We start from the raw sequence: 16,823 nt of genomic DNA on the forward strand, positions 1-16,823 counted from the left end.
CCCTTCGCTGCCGATGATCGGCAGCGAAGGGCCAACGATCCGGATCCCCGTGCCCCCGGTGGACCCGCCATGGGGCTGGTTGCTGTAGCACGCTCTCGCTACACTGGTGCCGTGAGGACCATCAGTCAACGGGAACTGCGCAACGACTCCGGGCAGGTGTTGCGTGCCCTGCGGGACGGCGAGCACCTCCTCGTGACGAGCAACGGGGTGCCGGTGGGTGTGCTCCGCATGGACCCGCCCCCGGCGCAGCCCCAGCGGTTCGTCTCCGCCGCGGACATGAGGCAGGTGTTCGCCGACCTCCCCCCGTTGAGCGAGGAAGAACGCGAGCGGTGGAAGCAGGACACCCGCGACGCGTGGGGGGCTGACGAGGCGGACGACCCGTGGGAGCGGGACCGCCGGTGAGCGAGGCGTTCCTCGTCGACACGAACGCGGTGCTCGACGACCGCTGGCCCGATGGCCCCGGCGCCCTGTCCGTCCTCACGATGGCCGAACTGCTGACCGGCATCCACTCGGCCCGGACCCCGCAGTCGGCCGCCGACCGCCGTCACCGCTACGACCGCCTGGCGGAGCGGTTCGCCCCGCTGCCCGTCGATGAGCGGGTCCTGGCCGAGTACCGCCTCGTCGACCGCGCCGAGGTCGCCGCGGGCCGGAAGCCGCGAGCGCGCAGGATCGACCTGCTGCTGGCCGCGACCGCCAGGGCGCACGACCTCACGTTGTGGACGTCGAACGTCGGCGACTTCGCGCCGCTGTCGGACCTGGTCCGCGTGCGCAGGCCCTGACCGTCACGGCCGTGGGAACGGATCGTTGTGACAACGCTCCCGATGATCGCGAGCGTTGGCGCAACGATCCGTTCCCGCGGCGCCGGTGGAGGGGTCAGCGGCGCGCGGCCAGCCACTCCTCGATCCCGGCCCGCAGCTGCGCCTTGCGCGCCGGGCTCGCGAACGAGCCGTCGACGGCGTTGCGGGCCAGCAGCGCGGCGGTCGCGTCGTCCAGGTGCCCGGCTCCGTCCACGGCGTCGAACGTGTCGCCCACGTACCCGCCGAAGTAGGCCGGGTCGTCGGAGTGCAGGCTGACCTTCAGCCCGGCGGCGAGCATCGCGGGCAGCGGGTGGGCGGTGAGGTCGTCGACGACCCGCAGCCGCAGGTTCGACAGCGGGCACACCGTCAGCGGGACCTCCTCGCGCACCAGGCGCGCGACGAGCCCGGGGTCGTCCAGGGACCGCACCCCGTGGTCGATGCGCTCGACGCCGAGGGCGTCCAGCGCCTCGGTGACCGACGACGCGGGAGCCTCCTCGCCGGCGTGCGCGACGCGGCGCAGGCCGAGCTCGGCGGCGCGGGCGAAGACGCCGGCGAACGGGGCGGGCGGGAAACCGACCTCGGCGGAGTCCAGGCCCACGCCGAGCAGCACGTCGAGCCGTTCGCGGGCCGCCTCGAGGGTCTGTGCGGCCTCGGCGACGGGGCGGTCGCGCAGGAAGCACAGGATGAGCCCGCCGGTGATCCCCAGCTCGGCCCCCGCGCGCACGAGCGCGTCGTGCAGGCCGTCGACGACGTCGGTGAACGCGACCCCGCGGCTGGTGTGGGCCTGCGGGTCGAAGAACACCTCGACGTGCTGGAGCCCTTGCGCCGCGGAGCGTTCCAGGTAGGCCCAGAGCAGGTCGTGGAAGTCGGCGCGGGTGCGCAGGACGGCCGTCGTGGCGTAGTAGAGGTCGAGGAACGACTGCAGGTCGGTGAAGTCGTAGGCCGCCCGCAGGTCCTCCTCGGTGGCGAACGGCAGGCTCACCCCGTTGCGGCGGGCGAGGGCGAACGCGAGTTCGGGTTCCAGCGTCCCCTCGGCGTGCAGGTGGAGCTCGACCTTGGGCAGCGCGACGTACTTCGACACCGCCTCATGGTGGCACGCGCGGCGGGGGTCAGCGGACCACCAGGTTCCGCAGCGGCCGGCCCGCGGCCAGGGCGTCGACGTTGTCGGTGACGTCCTGCGCGCGGGCGCGGAACGTCTCCTCGGTGTGCCCGGACTGGTGGGGCGTGAGGACGACGTTGCCGAAGCCGGTGAAGTCCAGGTGGGCGGGCGGGGGAGCGTCGGGGTCGCGCGGGTTGCGCCACCACACGTCGATCGCGGCCCCGCCGATCGTGCCCTCGCGCAGCGCGTCGTGCAGGGCGCGCTCGTCGACGACGGGCCCGCGGGCGACGTTGACCAGGACGGCGTCGGCGGGCATCGCGGCCAGTTCGGCCGCCCCGAGCAGGCTGCGGGTGGTCTCGTCCAGGGGGACGGTCACGACGACGACGTCGGAACCGGCCAGCAGGTCGTGCAGGGCGTCGTTCCCCTCGACCCGGACCGCGCGCAGGTCGTCGGGCCGGGGTGCGTGCGGGTCGCGGCGGACGGCGCGCACGTGCATCCCCACGGCGAGGGCGAGGCGGGCGACCTCGCGGCCGATCTCCCCGAAACCCACGACCCCGACCCGGGCCCCGGCCCACAGCCGCCCGAACGGGAAACCGTCGGTGACGACGGCGTTGCGCCACTGCCCCTCCCGCACCGACCGGTCCGCGGTGAGGATCCCGCGGCGCAGCACCGACGTGACGGTGAGGACGTGCTCGGCGATGGACCGCCCGTGGTGGGAGGTGTTGGCCAGCAGCACGTCCGCGGGCAGGGCGGGGACCTTGTCGACGCCGGCGCCGGTCACCTGGACCAGTTTGAGGTCCGGCAGCGCGGCGATCTGCGCGCCGGTCGCGGCCGAGCAGACCAGGACGTCCGGGCTGCGCTCGGGCTCCTTCCCGAACGTCCACCGGTGCGGGCTCGCGCCGTCGCGGGTGAGGACGCCGGCGAACCGCTCCAGGACGGGTTCGGTGACGAGGACCTCCAGCGCGTTCACCAGCGCCCCGACCGCGGGGTGAACTCCGGGTCGAAGCGGCGCATGTACCCGGTGTCGTCGCGTTCGCGGACGTCGGTGCGCAGGTACTGCTCGTGCAACCGGGCCAGGGCGTCCCGGTCGAGTTCCACGCCGAGCCCGGGGCCGGTGGGGACCTTCACGGCCCCGCCGGAGAAACCCAGCGCCCCGGGCGCGACGACGTCGTCCTCGGGACGTTTCCACGGCCAGTGGGTGTCGCAGGCGTAGTCGAGGTTCGGGGTGGCCGCGGCGAGGTGCGTCATGGCCGCCAGGCTGATGCCGAGGTGGGAGTTGGAGTGCATCGACAACCCCTTGCCGAACACCTCGCAGATCCGCGCGAGGTCCTGCGAACGGCGCAGCCCGCCCCAGAAGTGGTGGTCGGACAGCACGACCTGGACGGCGTCGGCCGCGATCGCCGTGGGCAGGTGCCCGAACGCGACGACGCACATGTTCGTCGCCAGCGGCACCCGGCCCTCGAGCCGGGCGGCGACCGCGGCCATGCCCTCGATGCCGGGGGTGGGGTCCTCCAGGTACTCCAGGACCCCGTCGAGCTGCTCGGCGACCCACACGGACGTCTCGACGGTCCAGGCGCCGTTGGGGTCCAGCCGCAGCGGCAGGTCGGGGAACTCCGCGCGCAGGGCCCTGATCGCCTCGACCTCCTCCTCGGGCGGGAACGCGCCGCCCTTGAGCTTGACCGCGGTGAACCCGAACTCGTCGACCATGCGGCGGACCTGCGCGACGATGCCCGCCGGGTCCAGCGCCGCGCCCCACTCGTCGTCGGGCCGGCCCGGGTGCCCGGCCCACTTGTAGAACGCGTAGGCGCTGTAGGCGACCTCGTCGCGGACCGCGCCGCCGAGCAGGTCGCTGACGGGCCGGCCGAGCAGCCTGCCCTGGACGTCGAGGGCGGCGACCTCGAAGGGGGAGAAGACGCGGTCGGCGGTGTTCGAGGTGGTGATCTGCAACCCCATGCCGTGCCCGCCGCCGGTGTCGCCGGTGAGCGAGGCCGCGACGTGGCGGCCGACGGCGTGCAGGTCGAACACGTCGGTGCCCGGCAGCCGCTGCGCCGCGGCCCGCAGCCGGTCGAGGTGGGCGGCGTCGCCGTAGCTCTCCCCGAGGCCGCTGAACCCGTCCTCGGTGCGGACCTCCACGACGCTGCGCAGGGCGAAGGGCTCGTGGACGCCGACGTTGTTGAGCAGGGGCAGGTCGCGGAAGGCGACCGGGGTGATGGTGACGTCCGTGATCCGGCTGGTCATGACCCGTCCTTCGTCGTCGGCAGGAGAGTGGTCAGCATCGTGCCACACGTCCACATGCTCGGACAATGACCGAGGACGTGTCAGAACGACGGGCGGGTCCCACGTCGCAGCCGACCGCCCGCGCGCGCCGGCGGCCGGTGGGGGTACGGTGGCAGCGTGGCTCGTCTGGAGAACCTCCTCCTTCGTCGCCGCGGCGGGGCCAGCTAGGCCGGTCTCCCCGTCGCGGGACCTCGTCGTGCGCGCCGGCCGCCACACCAGCCGCTCATGAGGAGATGACGTGCACAACCCCCAGACCCCCAGCCCGATGCCGTTCCACAAGTACGTGCCGTTCCACGAGCAGATCACCGTCGACCTGCCCGACCGGACCTGGCCGGCCAAGCGCATCGAGAAGGCGCCCCGCTGGTGCGCGGTCGACCTGCGCGACGGCAACCAGGCCCTCATCGACCCGATGAACTCCGAGCGCAAGCTGCGGATGTTCACCCTGCTGGTGCAGATGGGCTACAAGGACATCGAGGTCGGGTTCCCCTCGGCGTCGCAGACGGACTTCGACTTCGTCCGCACCCTGATCGAGAACGACCTCATCCCCGACGACGTGCGCATCCAGGTGCTGACCCAGGCCCGCGAGCACCTCATCGAGCGCACCTACGAGTCGCTGCGCGGGGCGAAGCAGGCGATCGTCCACCTCTACAACTCGACCTCGGTGCTGCAGCGGCGCGTGGTGTTCGGCTCCGACGAGGACGGCATCGTCGACCTGGCCCTGCAGGGCGCGCGGCTGTGCCGGAAGTTCGAGGAGACCATCCCCGAGACGACCGTCTACTACGAGTACAGCCCCGAGTCGTACACCGGCACCGAGCTGGAGTTCGCCGCCCGCATCTGCAACGCGGTCGTCGAGGTCTTCGAGCCGACCGCCGAGCGCAACGTCATCGTGAACCTGCCCGCCACGGTCGAGATGGCGACCCCGAACGTCTACGCCGACTCGATCGAGTGGATGTCGCGGCACCTCAACCACCGCGAGCACGTGATCCTGTCCCTGCACCCGCACAACGACCGCGGGACCGGCGTCGCCGCCGCCGAGCTGGGCTACCTGGCCGGGGCGGACCGCATCGAGGGCTGCCTGTTCGGCAACGGCGAGCGCACCGGCAACGTCGACCTGGTGACGCTGGGGATGAACCTGTTCAGCCAGGGCATCGACCCGCAGATCGACTTCTCCGACATCGACCACGTGCGGCGCACCGTCGAGCACTGCAACCAGCTGCCCGTCGGCGAGCGCGTCCCCTACGGCGGCGACCTCGTCTTCACGGCGTTCTCCGGGTCGCACCAGGACGCCATCAAGAAGGGCCTGGAGGCGATGGAGCGCGACGCCGCCGCCGCCGGGAAGACGGTCGACGAGATCCCGTGGGCGGTGCCGTACCTGCCGATCGACCCCAAGGACGTGGGCCGGTCCTACGAGGCCGTGATCCGGGTGAACTCCCAGTCCGGCAAGGGCGGGGTCGCCTACCTGCTGAAGGCCGAGCACCAGCTGGACCTGCCGCGCCGCCTGCAGATCGAGTTCTCCCGCGTCATCCAGGAGCACACCGACGCCCAGGGCGGGGAGGTGTCCTCGAAGCAGATCTTCGAGGTGTTCTCCGACGAGTACCTGCCCTCGCCGACGGGCACCCCGGAGTGGGGCCGGTTCGCGCTGCGCGGCACCCGGTCGGTGAGCGTGGTGGACGGGGCGGACACCCTGGAGGTCGACCTCTGGGACGCCGGTGCGGTGAGCACCGTGCAGGGCACCGGCAACGGCCCGATCGCGGCGTTCTGCTCGGCGCTGGGGACGCAGGGCGTGGACGTGCGCGTCCTGGACTACGCCGAGCACGCGCTGTCGGCCGGGGGCGACGCGCAGGCCGCGGCCTACGTCGAGTGCGCCGTCGACGGCCGCGTCCTGTGGGGCGTGGGCATCGACCACAACATCACCACCGCCTCCCTGAAGGCGATCGTCTCGGCGGTCAACCGCGCCCAGCGCTGACCCTCCCCGCACCGGGCCTCGCCCCGTGATCATGGACGGTGTACCGTCCGTGATCACGGGGCGAGCGCGTTCCGGCCGATCTCGCCTCCCGCTGTGCAGTGCGGACCGTTAAGATCAGTCACCACCTGTGATCACGGCAGGGGGGCTGTCGGGACGAGGAGGGTGGACGTGGGCACGCAGCTCGAAGCCGTCGGACCGTTCGGGCCCTTCGACGCCCTCGCGGAGTGGTCCCACAAGCTCTACCTCGACGGCTACGGCGAACGCGCCATCGACGTCAGCCGCGAAGCCCTCGCCTTCTGCGAGGCCGCCGGCGACGAACGCACCGCCCGCTACCTGCAGTTCATCTGCGGCGTCGCCCTGCACCAGCTCGGCCGCGCCGCCGAGGCCAGCGAGGAGGCCGGCCGGCTGCTGCGCCGCCTCGGCCCCAGCGCCGACCCCGTCTGGCGCGCCAAGGCCCTCGCCCTGCTCGCCGAGTCCCGCGTCGACCTCGGCATGACCGCCCTGGCCATGGACCACCTCGCCGAGGGCCAGCTCATCGTCTCCGCCCAGCCCATCCGCACCTACGACCACCTCTCGGCGACCATGTCGGTGGCGCTCGCGCTCAACGCGCTCGCCCTGTTCGAACCGGCCGACGAGCTCATGGTGCAGATGCTCGGCCTCACCTTCCCGCCCGCCCGCGTCCAGCTCAACGTCGCGCAGGAAGCCGCCGTCCTGCAGGTGTCCTGGGGCTCCATGCTCGAGGTCGCCGGCCGCCGCGAGGAGGCGTGGCCGCACTACACCGTCGCCCTCAGCCGCGCCGCGCTCATGCGCACCCTCGCCGCCCGGGCCGACTACCCCGAGATGCACGCCCGGGCCGAGGCCATCGAGGCGTTCGTCCTGCAGCGCACCGGGGAGACCGAGCTCGCCCAGGCCCGGCTGCGGCCCGCCATGGAGGCCTTCCGGCTGCGCGAGGAGCTCGCCGAGACCCAGATCGCCCGCATCGCCCTGGCCATGGCGACCTCCGACGCCGGCGACCGCACCGGCGCCGCCGACCTCCTCACCGCCGTGCAGCGCGTCTCCTCGGCCACCCAGCTCGACGTGTGGGGGCTGACCGCGCTCGCCGTCCGCGCCCGCAACGCCGTCCTGCACGACGGGCGCAGCGAGGCCGCCGACGCGCTCGAGCTGCTCGCGCAGGTCTCGCTGGCCCGGCTCTGGGAGGACCGCGAGAGCCGGTTCGAGGCGCTGCAGGACCGCATCCGGCAGCGCGCGATGGCCGCCCAGCACGACCGCCTCGGCCGCTCCTCGCTCGTCGACCCCATGACCGGGCTCGGCAACCGCCGGCGGCTGCAGCAGCTGCTCGAACGCCCCGACCAGCGGTTCAGCGCCGTCCTGCTCGACGTCGACCGCTTCCGCGCCGTCAACGACGAGCACGGCCCCGAGGTCGGCGACGCCGTCCTGCGCCGCATCGCGGACCTGGTGCAGCGCAACGTCGCCGACGACGACACCGTCGTCCGCTACGGCGCCGACGAGTTCGTCGTGCTCGTCCCCGGCGGCACCGGGGCCGACCGGACGGCCGAGAAGCTGCTCGAGGTCGTGCGCAAGGAACCGTGGCTGGAGATCTCCCTGGGGCTGCGGGTCACCGTGTCGGTGGGGCTGGCCGGGCCCGCCCCGGCCGCCGAGGCCGTCGCCGCCGCCGACCGGGCCCTGCTGGAGGCCCAGCGCTCCGGGCGCGACCGGCTCGTCACCGCCTGAGCCGCCCCGCCCGGCGGAGGACCGGGCGCTCCGGGGGGTCGTGTCGGTGCGGGCACCTACAGTGGGACGGTGACTGGCCGGTCGAGGGGTTCGAGCATCGGGGGAGCCAAGAGCTACCGGGACGAGGCCGTGGTCCTGCGCACCACCAAGCTCGGCGAGGCCGACCGCATCGTCTCGCTGCTGACCCGCCACCACGGCCGCGTCCGCGCCGTCGCCAAGGGCGTGCGGCGCACCTCCTCCCGCTTCGGGGCCCGCCTGGAACCGTTCACCTGCGTCGACGTCCAGCTGCACCGCGGCCGCTCGCTCGACACCATCACCCAGGTCGACGTCCTGGCCCCCTACGGGCAGGTCCTGGCCACCGACTACGGCCTCTACACCGTCGGCCACGCCCTCGTGGAGACCGCCGAGCGCTTCACCGAGGTCGAGCGGGAGAGCGCCACCCAGCAGTACCTGCTGCTCGTGGGGGCGCTGCGCACCCTCTCGCGCCGCGAGCACGACGGGCCGCTGGTCCTCGACGCGTTCCTGCTGCGGTCCCTGGCGGTCGCCGGGTACGCCGCGAGCTTCGCCGACTGCGCCCGCTGCTCCGACCCCGGACCGCACACCTCCTTCAACGTCGCCGCCGGGGGAGCGGTCTGCTCCTCGTGCCGCCCCCCGGGGTCGGCCGCCCCGGACCCGCGCACGCTCGCGCTGCTCGCCGCGCTGCTCAGCGGGGACTGGTCGGTCGCCGAGGAGGCCGAGGAGCGGTGCCGCCGCGAGGGCAGCGGCCTGGTCGCGGCGTTCCTGCAGTGGCACCTCGAACGCGGCATCCGCTCCCTGCAGCACGTCGAGCGCGCCGAGCCCCTGCCCGTCCGGTGAACCCGCACCCCCCGCGCGGGGACGACGTCCCCGGCTACGCCCGCTGAGGTTCGCGCACCAGGCGCCACACGTCCCCGGCGCCCTCCACCACGACCGACGAGGCGTTCGCCATGCGGGGCAGCTCGACCCCGGCCAGGCCCTCGACCGTGGCGCGCAGGAACGTGCCGTGCGCCACGACGACGAGCGGGACGTCGCCGTGCTCGGCGCGCAGGCGGCGCAACGCCCCCGCCCCGCGGGCGGTCAGCTCGGCCCACGGTTCCTGCCCGGGCCGCTCGCCGCCGGGGTACCGGGCCAGCAGTTCCTCCGCGTCCCCGCCCTCGGCCTCGCCGAAGTCCCGCTCGACGAGGTCGTCGTGCGGGGGCAGCAGGTCCAGCCCCAGGTGGTCGGCGACGATCTGCGCGGTCTCGCGCGCCCGCGACAGCGGCGAGGAGGTGATCGCGGCCCAGCCCTGCCCGGCGAGCTGAGCGGCCAGGGCCAGCGCCTGCGCGCGGCCGGTGTCGTTGAGCGGGACGTCGGTGCGTCCCTGCAGGCGGCCGTCGCGGTTCCAGTCGGTCTGCCCGTGCCGGACCAGTGCCGTCACCGGGAGGGGTTCGTGGGGGTGCACCGGCCCATCGTCCCACCTGGCACCCTGGGGACCGTGCCAGGACTCCGCCGCGCCAGCCGTCTGCCCGAACCGCGCGAGGTCGTCGCCCCGCCGCCGCACCCCTCCGGTGCGCGGCCGCCGCAGCTGCCCGCGGACCTGGTCCCCAAGCACGTCGCGATCGTCATGGACGGCAACGGCCGCTGGGCCAACCAGCGGGGCCTGTCGCGCATCGAGGGCCACAAGATGGGGGAGGCGTCGCTGCTGGACGTCGTCGCCGGCGCCGTCGAGATCGGCGTCACGCACGTGTCGGCGTACGCGTTCTCCACCGAGAACTGGCGGCGCAGCCCCGAGGAGGTCAGGTTCCTCATGGGGTTCAACCGCGACGTCATCCGCCGCCGCCGCGACGTCATGAACTCCTGGGGGGTCCGCGTCCGCTGGGCCGGGCGGCGTCCTCGCCTGTGGCGCAGCGTGATCAGCGAACTGGAGGCGGCCGAGGAACTGACCCGGGAGAACACCGTCTGCACCCTGACGATGTGCGTGAACTACGGCGGCCGGGCCGAGATCGCCGACGCCGCCCGCGCGCTGGCCCTCGACGTCGCGGCCGGGAAGGTGAACCCGGACCGCATCGACGAGAAGGTCCTGGCCCGCTACCTCGACGAACCCGACATGCCCGACGTCGACCTGTTCTGGCGGTCCTCCGGGGAGCAGCGGACGTCCGGTTTCCTGCCCTGGCAGTCGACGTACGCGGAGATGGTGTTCTCCGACGTGCTGTGGCCCGACGTCGACCGGCGGGCGCTGTGGGCGGCGATCGAGACGTACGCCACCCGCAACCGGCGCTACGGCGGGGCGCTGGACACCCCCACGGCCTCGTCCTGAGGGCCTGGGTCCGGATCGTTGGACCCTCGCTCCCGTTCATCGGCAGCGTGGGTCCAACGATCCGAACCCCCAGCGGGCCGGGCTCAGCCGGTGTTGCGCATCCCGGCGGCGATCCCGTTGATCGTCAGCAGCAGCGCGCGGCGCAGCGCCGGGTCGACGTCCTCGCCGCTGGCGCGCGAGCGGCCCAGCAGCGAGACCTGCAGCGCGTGCAGCGGGGCCAGGTAGGCGTCGCGCAGTTCCAGCGTCCGGCGCAGCACCGGCGCGGACTCCAGCAGCTCGTCCTGCCCGGTCAGCCACAGCACCTGCTCCAGCGTGCGGGCGTGCTCGGCGCGGATCGTCTCGAACGCGCCCCGGGACTCGGGGGCGACGAGTTCCTCGACGTAGTGCGCGGCGATGCCCAGGTCGGTCTTGGCCAGGGTCATCTGCACGTTGGAGACGAAGCTGCGGAAGAAGTTCCAGCTGCCGACCATCTGCCGCAGGTCGTCCTCGTGACCGGCGGCGCGGGCCGCGGCCAGCCCCGAGCCCACCCCGAACCAGCCGGGGACGTTGATGCGGCTCTGGGTCCAGCCGAACACCCACGGGATGGCCCGCAGGTCCTCCAGGCCGCCGGTGCCGCCGGGGCGGCGCGCCGGGCGGGACCCGATGTTGAGGTTGCCCAGCTCCTCGACCGGGGTGGCCGAGAGGAAGAACGGCACCAGGCCCGGGTCGCGGACCAGCGCCCGGTACGCCTCCTGGCCCTTGGCGGCCACGACGGACATCGTCTCGTCCCAGCCGTCGAGGACCTCCCCGGACTGCAGCGGGGCCCGGTGCACCGTGGAGGCCTCCAGGGCCGCCGAGAGGGCGACCTCCAGGTTGTGCCGGGCCAGCCGCGGCTGGACGTACTTGTCGGAGATCACCTCGCCCTGCTCGGTGACCTTGATGGGGCCGTCGAGCGTCCCGTACGGCTGGGCCAGGATCGCCTCGCCGGTGGGCCCGCCGCCGCGGCCGACCGAGCCGCCGCGGCCGTGGAACAGGCGCAGCGTCACCCCGTGCCGGCGGGCGACGTCGCGCAGCGCGCGCTGGGCGCGGTGGATCTGCCAGCGGGAGGCGGCGATCCCGGCGTCCTTGGAGGAGTCGGAGTAGCCGAGCATGATCTCCTGGACGTCGCCGCGGGCGGCCACGACGCGTCGGTAGGACGGGTCGGACAGCAACCCCTCCAGCAGTTCCTCGGCGTTCTCCAGCTCGGTGACGGTCTCGAACAGCGGCGCGAACCCGATGCGGGCGACATCGTGCGCGCCGTCGGTGTCGGCCAGGTCGACCAGGCCCACCTCGCGGGCCAGCACGACGACGGCGAACAGGTCGTCGATGCCCTTGGTCATGGAGACGATGTAGGTCTCGATGACGTCGTCGCCGTAGCGGTCCAGCGACGCGCGGATCGTCGAGAACAGCTGCATCACCTTCGCGGGGGTGCCCGTCAGGGTCCGCACCGCGGCGCCGATGAGGGGCCGGTGCCCGCTCAGCTCCTTGGACAGCAGCTTCGTGCGGGCGGTGCGGTCCAGGTCGGCGTACGGGGTGATGAGCTCCCCGAGCCGGTCGTAGATCGCGGCGAGCGCCGCGTGGTGCTTGCCGGCGTCCTCGCGCACGTCCAGGGTCGCCAGGCTGAACCCGACGGCGCGGACCACGCGCAGCAGCCGGGCCACCGCGCCGTCGGCGACGAGGTCGCCGTCGTTGGCGCGCAGCGAGTCCTGCAGCATCCGGATGTCGGCGGTGAACTGCTCGACGTCCGCGTAGTCGCGGCCCTCGACGTGCTCGGCGCCGCTGTGCAGCCGGGCGCGGGTGCCCTCGAGGCGGGCCAGGACGTAGGACAGCTTGAAGCGGTACGGCTCCTCGCCGTTGAGGTGGGCGCGCGCGGCGCGCACCTCGGGCAGGGCCTGCGCGTCGGCCTCCAGGGAGGCCAGCAGCTCGGGGGAGAACCCGACGATCTGGGTGGAGGCGGCCAGCTCGGTCATGAGGTCGCGGGTGGCGGCGGTCAGGACGTCCAGGGCCGCGTCGTGCTGCATGGCCAGGACCTCGGCGGTCACCTCGGGGGTGACGTTGGGGTTGCCGTCGCGGTCGCCGCCGACCCAGTTGCCGAAGCGCAGCGGCTGGGCGTCGACGGGCAGGTCGAGGCCGAGGTCGGCCAGGCCGGCGGCGAGGTCCTCGAGCAGGTCCGGCAGGACGGTGGAGGTGAGGTTGCGCAGGTAGTGCAGCGCCGAACGGGCCTCGTCGGCCGGTCGCGGGCGCAGGACGCGCAGCTCGTCGGTCTGCCACAGCTCGTCGACGAGCTCGGCGAGCCGGCGCTGCCCGCGCCGGGCGTCCAGGGGGCGCTGGGAGGAGTCCTCGGAGGTCTGCACGATCGTGGTGATGCGCAGCAGCAGGTCCAGGACCGAGCGGCGGCTGGACTCGGTGGGGTGCGCGGTGAACACCGGGCGCAGCTGGAGGCGGCCGAGGATCTCCTGGGCGGTGTCGCGGTCCAGGTCGCCCGAGCGCAGGGCCTCGGCGAGCCGTTCCAGGGCCCCGTCGAGGCCGCCGGTGGAGGCCCGCGACAGCTCCAGGCCGCGGTGCAGCTGCTCGGAGGCGTTGGCGAGCTGGAAGTAGGCGGTGAAGGCGCGGGCCAGGTTGATGGCGGTCGCGTCGTCGACCCCGGACAGCAGCGCGGCCAGCTCGGCGCCGTCGTCGGGGCGGCGGGCCAGGGCGCGGACCTGCTCGACGAGGTCGAGCAGCTCGCGGCCCTCGTGGCGGGTCAGGGACTCCCCGAGGAGCTCGCCGAGCTTGCGGACCGAGGCCCGCAGCGCCGCGTGGCCCTCGTCGGAGGACACCCCGTCGACCGTCATGACGTCCTGCGCGCGGGCCGGGACCTCCTGGGGACCGGGTGCCTGGGGCGCACCTCGGAGTTGCTCGTCGGTCTGTGCGCTCATTCGACGCCTCGCCTCCCTGCCGGGTGCCCGGGGGTCGACGCTGACTCCGTGTGCACGTGCTGACTGCTTCCTGCTGTGGCCATTGTCACAGCACCGCTCGCGGGCGAGCGGCGGGGGCAGTCTGACGCGTCCGCCCTCCGATGCGAAACCGGAGGGCGGACAGGGGGGAGGCGGGGCCTCAGCTCCCGTTCGCGGCGGCCTTGAGCTTGGACCCGGCGGTGAGCTTGGCGCCGAAGGACGCGGCGATCTCCATGGTCTCGCCCGTGCGGGGGTTGCGGCCGGTGCGGGCGGCCCGCTCGACGCGCTCGACGGTCAGCAGGCCGGGGAGCTTGACGGCCTCGCCCTTGCTCACGGCCTCGACGAGCACGTCGCCGAAGGCGTTGAGGACGGAGTCGGTGTCGGACTGAGTCAGGCCGGCGCGCTGGGCGACGGCGGTGACCAGTTCGGAGCGGTTCACGGTTTCTCCCGTTGTCTCGAAGGCGGTGGTCGGGGTCCGACGTTACCTGTGGTCACCTCCCGTGCTCGGCACGTGGCGGGCGTCGGGGCGCGTCGGGTCGTCTGCTACGGTCATTTTCTGAGAATGGATCTCAACAAGGAGTGCTCCGTGAGACTTCCCGTGACCGTCCTGACGTCGATGGACCCCGTGCTGCGCGACAGCGCCACCGCCGCCGCCCTCTGGGGCGAGCCGGGCACCGCCCTGCTGCGCTACGACCTGCTGCCCGAGGCGCTGCACCGCCTGGTCACCGAGTTCGGCGGCGTCGTCGAGGACGTCACGGTCCCGCTGGAGCACGCCTGCCTGGGCTGCGCCCTGCGCGAGGACGTGCTGCCCACCGTCGCGGCGATCGCCCGCAGCGGCCGTTTCGCCCGCCTCGTCCTGGCCCTGCCCGTCGCCGCCGAACCGCTGGCCGCCCTGCAGGCCCTGACCCACGGCGTCGACGGCGGGGACGACCTCGCCGACCTCGTCGCCGTCGGCGGCGTCGTGTCGGTGGTCGGCGGCCCCGGCCTGCTGGACGACCTCCTGGGCGACGACCTGCTCGCCGACGGCGACCGGGCGGTCGGGGAGGTCCTGGCCCACCAGCTCGACGAGGCCGACCTCGTCCTGGTCGACGGGACGCTGCCGGCGCGCTCGGCCGTCCTGCTCGACCACGTCACCGCGCCCGGCTGCACCGTGGCCGACCTGCTCGCCGCCGACGCCGCCGACCTGCTCGCGCCGCGTCGCGTCGCCACCTCCGAACCGTTGCGCCGCAGCGACCTGCGCGCCGTGCGGCCCAGCGGGGCGGGGGACCGGCTGGGGGTGTTCACCCTCGACCTGCGCACCCCGGCGCCGCTGCACCCGCAGCGGCTGCTCGACGAGATCGAAGCCGTCGGCGCCGGCCGGCTGCGCGCCCGCGGCGTCTTCTGGGTGCCGTCGCGGCCCGGCGTCGTGTGCGCCTGGGACGGCGCCGGCGGGCAGCTGAGCATCGGCAGCATCGGGCAGTGGGACACCCCGGGCGGGGAACGGCCGCGGACGCGGCTGGTGGTCACCGGCGTCGACGACGGCGACGCCGAACGCGTCAGCGCCGCCTTCGAGCGGATCCTGGCCACCCCGGCCGAGACGCGCGGGTGGACGGCGCCGCAGGACGGCCTCGAACCGTGGCTGGGCGACCGCGACGGGTGATCCCGCCGGGGTGGGGCGGGGTCAGCCCTTCGCGGAGCAGTCCGCGCAGACGCCGAAGACCTCCACGACGTGCTGGACGGCCGTGAAGCCGTGCTCCGAACCCACGCGCCGTGCCCACGCCTCGACCTGCGGCCCCTCGACCTCCACCGTCGCCCCGCACCGGCGGCAGACCAGGTGGTGGTGGTGGCCGGTGCTGCAGCGGCGGTAGACCGCCTCGCCGCCGTCGTCGGTGCGCAGGACGTCGACGTCGCCGTCCTCGGCGAGCACCTGCAGGGCGCGGTAGACCGTCGCCAGCCCCACGTTCTCGCCGCGCTCGCGCAGCCGCGCGTGCAGGTCCTGCGCGGACAGGAAGGCGTCGGCCTCGTCCAGGGCGGCCGAGACGGCCGAGCGCTGCCGGGTGGATCGACGGGCCGGGACCGACACGACGACTCGTCCTCCTCAGGTCGGCCCGGGACGGGCCCGGGCGGTCAGGACACCCTACGTCCGGGGGTCGCCGTGGGCCGAACGGATGCGACCGGTCGGCGCCGGTGCTCGCTCAGCGCGTAACCTCGTCCCCGCGTCCGCCGACCCTGCGCGGGCGCACCGCCGACACCCAGCCGGACAGGAGATCCCAGCGTGGCCGCATCCCGCCTCGACGCCGTCATCAACCTCGCCAAGCGGCGGGGGTTCGTGTTCCCGTCGGGGGAGATCTACGGCGGGACCCGCTCCGCCTGGGACTACGGCCCCCTCGGCGTGGAGCTGAAGGAGAACATCAAGCGCCAGTGGTGGCGCACCATGGTCTCCACCCGCGAGGACGTCGTCGGCCTGGACTCCTCCGTCATCCTGCCCCGCCGCGTGTGGGAGGCCTCCGGGCACGTCGCCGTCTTCACCGACCCGCTGGTGGAGTCCCTGCAGACGCACAAGCGCTACCGCGCCGACCACCTCCTGGAGGCCTACGAGGCCAAGCACGGGCACCCGCCCGTCAACGGCCTGGCCGACGTGCCCGACCCCGACACCGGCGTCCGGGGCCAGTGGACCGAGCCGCGCGACTTCTCCGGCCTCATGAAGACCTACCTCGGTGCGGTCGACAACGAGGAGGGGCTGCACTACCTGCGCCCCGAGACCGCCCAGGGCATCTTCGTGAACTTCGCCAACGTCATGGGGTCGGCCCGCAAGAAGCCGCCGTTCGGCATCGGCCAGATCGGCAAGAGCTTCCGCAACGAGATCACCCCCGGCAACTTCATCTTCCGCACCCGCGAGTTCGAGCAGATGGAGATGGAGTTCTTCGTCGAGCCCGGCACCGACGAGCAGTGGCACCAGTACTGGCTCGACGAGCGCATGTCCTGGTACACCGGGCTGGGCATCGACCCGGGCAACCTGCGCTTCTACGAGCACGCCGCCGAGAAGCTGTCGCACTACTCCAAGCGGACCGTCGACATCGAGTACCGCTTCGGTTTCCAGGGCTCGGAGTGGGGCGAGCTCGAGGGCATCGCCAACCGCACCGACTACGACCTCACCACCCACTCCAAGGAGTCCGGGGTCGACCTGTCCTACTTCGACCAGACCAAGGGCGAGCGCTGGGTGCCCTACGTCATCGAGCCCGCGGCCGGCCTCACCCGCTCGCTCATGGCGTTCCTCGTCGACGCCTACACCGAGGACGAGGCGCCGAACACCAAGGGCGGTGTCGACAAGCGCACCGTGCTGCGCCTGGACCACCGCCTCGCCCCCGTCAAGGCCGCGGTGTTCCCGTTGTCCCGCAACGAGCAGCTCTCGCCCAAGGCGAAGGACCTGGCCGCCGAGCTGCGCAAGCACTGGAACGTCGAGTTCGACGACGCCGGCGCCATCGGCCGCCGCTACCGCCGCCACGACGAGGTCGGCACCCCGTACTGCATCACCGTCGACTTCGACACCCTCGAGGACCAGGCCGTGACGATCCGCGAGCGCGACACCATGGCGCAGGAACGCGTCGGGCTGTCCCAGGTCACCCAGTGGCTGGGGTCGCGCCTGCTCGGCGCCTGAGCACCACCGGCCCGCGGTCGCCCGTCCCCTCGCGGGGGGACGGGCGGC

15 protein-coding genes are annotated in these 16,823 nt (G+C 73.6%); 8 read left to right on the forward strand and 7 right to left on the reverse strand.

The annotated features are described in order from the left end of the window. Positions 1-111: 111 nt before the first annotated feature. Both ACRYRX_RS18135 and ACRYRX_RS18140 read left to right on the forward strand, forming a co-directional pair. A complete protein-coding gene (locus ACRYRX_RS18135) occupies positions 112-402 on the forward strand; it encodes a type II toxin-antitoxin system Phd/YefM family antitoxin (RefSeq protein ID WP_432514078.1) in 291 nt (96 codons plus the stop codon). Beyond that, positions 399-779 (forward strand): PIN domain-containing protein, encoded by a 381-nt coding sequence (locus tag ACRYRX_RS18140; protein ID WP_432514080.1) that lies wholly within the window; start codon positions 399-401, stop codon positions 777-779. Before ACRYRX_RS18135 ends, ACRYRX_RS18140 begins: the two co-directional genes overlap by 4 nt. Positions 780-873: 94 nt before the next feature. Here the strand turns inward: ACRYRX_RS18140 and ACRYRX_RS18145 are convergent, their stop codons facing one another. The 3 genes from ACRYRX_RS18145 to ACRYRX_RS18155 are packed head-to-tail and all read right to left on the reverse strand — an operon-like array spanning position 874 to position 4,134. Further along, complete coding sequence (locus tag ACRYRX_RS18145; protein WP_432514082.1) at positions 874-1,878, reverse strand: adenosine deaminase; 1,005 nt, start codon at positions 1,876-1,878, stop codon at positions 874-876. Positions 1,879-1,906: 28 nt separating this feature from the next. Beyond that, positions 1,907-2,866, reverse strand: a complete 960-nt coding sequence (locus ACRYRX_RS18150) for a 2-hydroxyacid dehydrogenase (RefSeq protein ID WP_432514085.1) — start codon at positions 2,864-2,866, stop codon at positions 1,907-1,909. Continuing rightward, complete coding sequence (locus tag ACRYRX_RS18155) at positions 2,863-4,134, reverse strand: glucarate dehydratase family protein (protein ID WP_432514088.1); 1,272 nt, start codon at positions 4,132-4,134, stop codon at positions 2,863-2,865. Before ACRYRX_RS18155 ends, ACRYRX_RS18150 begins: the two co-directional genes overlap by 4 nt. Before the next feature lie 304 nt (positions 4,135-4,438). Between ACRYRX_RS18155 and leuA the strand changes: the two genes are divergently transcribed. The 3 genes from leuA to recO all read left to right on the forward strand — a co-directional run bounded on the left by leuA (position 4,439) and on the right by recO (position 8,725). After that, positions 4,439-6,139: a 2-isopropylmalate synthase gene (gene leuA, locus ACRYRX_RS18160; protein ID WP_432514156.1), complete on the forward strand. Its 1,701-nt coding sequence runs from the start codon at positions 4,439-4,441 to the stop codon at positions 6,137-6,139. A gap of 168 nt (positions 6,140-6,307) precedes the next feature. Next, positions 6,308-7,870: a GGDEF domain-containing protein gene (locus tag ACRYRX_RS18165; RefSeq protein ID WP_432514089.1), complete on the forward strand. Its 1,563-nt coding sequence runs from the start codon at positions 6,308-6,310 to the stop codon at positions 7,868-7,870. A gap of 69 nt (positions 7,871-7,939) precedes the next feature. Then, positions 7,940-8,725: a DNA repair protein RecO gene (gene recO, locus ACRYRX_RS18170; protein ID WP_432514091.1), complete on the forward strand. Its 786-nt coding sequence runs from the start codon at positions 7,940-7,942 to the stop codon at positions 8,723-8,725. Between the two features lie 34 nt (positions 8,726-8,759). Here recO and ACRYRX_RS18175 read toward each other — a convergent pair whose 3' ends face one another. Then, the gene (locus tag ACRYRX_RS18175; protein WP_432514093.1) at positions 8,760-9,305 is read right to left on the reverse strand and encodes a histidine phosphatase family protein; all 546 of its coding nucleotides are present in this window, start codon (positions 9,303-9,305) and stop codon (positions 8,760-8,762) included. Between the two features lie 57 nt (positions 9,306-9,362). Between ACRYRX_RS18175 and ACRYRX_RS18180 the strand changes: the two genes are divergently transcribed. Continuing rightward, a complete protein-coding gene (locus ACRYRX_RS18180; RefSeq protein WP_432514094.1) occupies positions 9,363-10,184 on the forward strand; it encodes an isoprenyl transferase in 822 nt (273 codons plus the stop codon). Between the two features lie 83 nt (positions 10,185-10,267). Here the strand turns inward: ACRYRX_RS18180 and ppc are convergent, their stop codons facing one another. Then, complete coding sequence (gene ppc, locus ACRYRX_RS18185) at positions 10,268-13,120, reverse strand: phosphoenolpyruvate carboxylase (RefSeq protein WP_432514095.1); 2,853 nt, start codon at positions 13,118-13,120, stop codon at positions 10,268-10,270. Positions 13,121-13,298: 178 nt separating this feature from the next. Then, positions 13,299-13,577, reverse strand: coding sequence for an HU family DNA-binding protein (locus ACRYRX_RS18190; RefSeq protein ID WP_432514097.1), 279 nt, complete (start codon positions 13,575-13,577; stop codon positions 13,299-13,301). Between the two features lie 147 nt (positions 13,578-13,724). Here ACRYRX_RS18190 and ACRYRX_RS18195 point away from each other — a divergent pair, with 147 nt between their 5' ends. Continuing rightward, positions 13,725-14,777 (forward strand): GTP-binding protein, encoded by a 1,053-nt coding sequence (locus ACRYRX_RS18195; protein WP_432514099.1) that lies wholly within the window; start codon positions 13,725-13,727, stop codon positions 14,775-14,777. A 21-nt stretch (positions 14,778-14,798) separates the two neighbouring features. Here the strand turns inward: ACRYRX_RS18195 and ACRYRX_RS18200 are convergent, their stop codons facing one another. Further along, on the reverse strand, positions 14,799-15,200 hold the full coding sequence (locus ACRYRX_RS18200; protein ID WP_432514101.1) for a Fur family transcriptional regulator: 402 nt from the start codon (positions 15,198-15,200) through the stop codon (positions 14,799-14,801). Between the two features lie 192 nt (positions 15,201-15,392). Here ACRYRX_RS18200 and ACRYRX_RS18205 point away from each other — a divergent pair, with 192 nt between their 5' ends. Further along, positions 15,393-16,775, forward strand: a complete 1,383-nt coding sequence (locus tag ACRYRX_RS18205) for a glycine--tRNA ligase (RefSeq protein WP_432514103.1) — start codon at positions 15,393-15,395, stop codon at positions 16,773-16,775. Positions 16,776-16,823 lie beyond the last annotated feature (48 nt).

The sequence above is a fragment of the Kineococcus lubricus genome (assembly GCF_050871965.1).
Taxonomy (GTDB): Bacteria; Actinomycetota; Actinomycetes; order Actinomycetales; family Kineococcaceae; genus Kineococcus.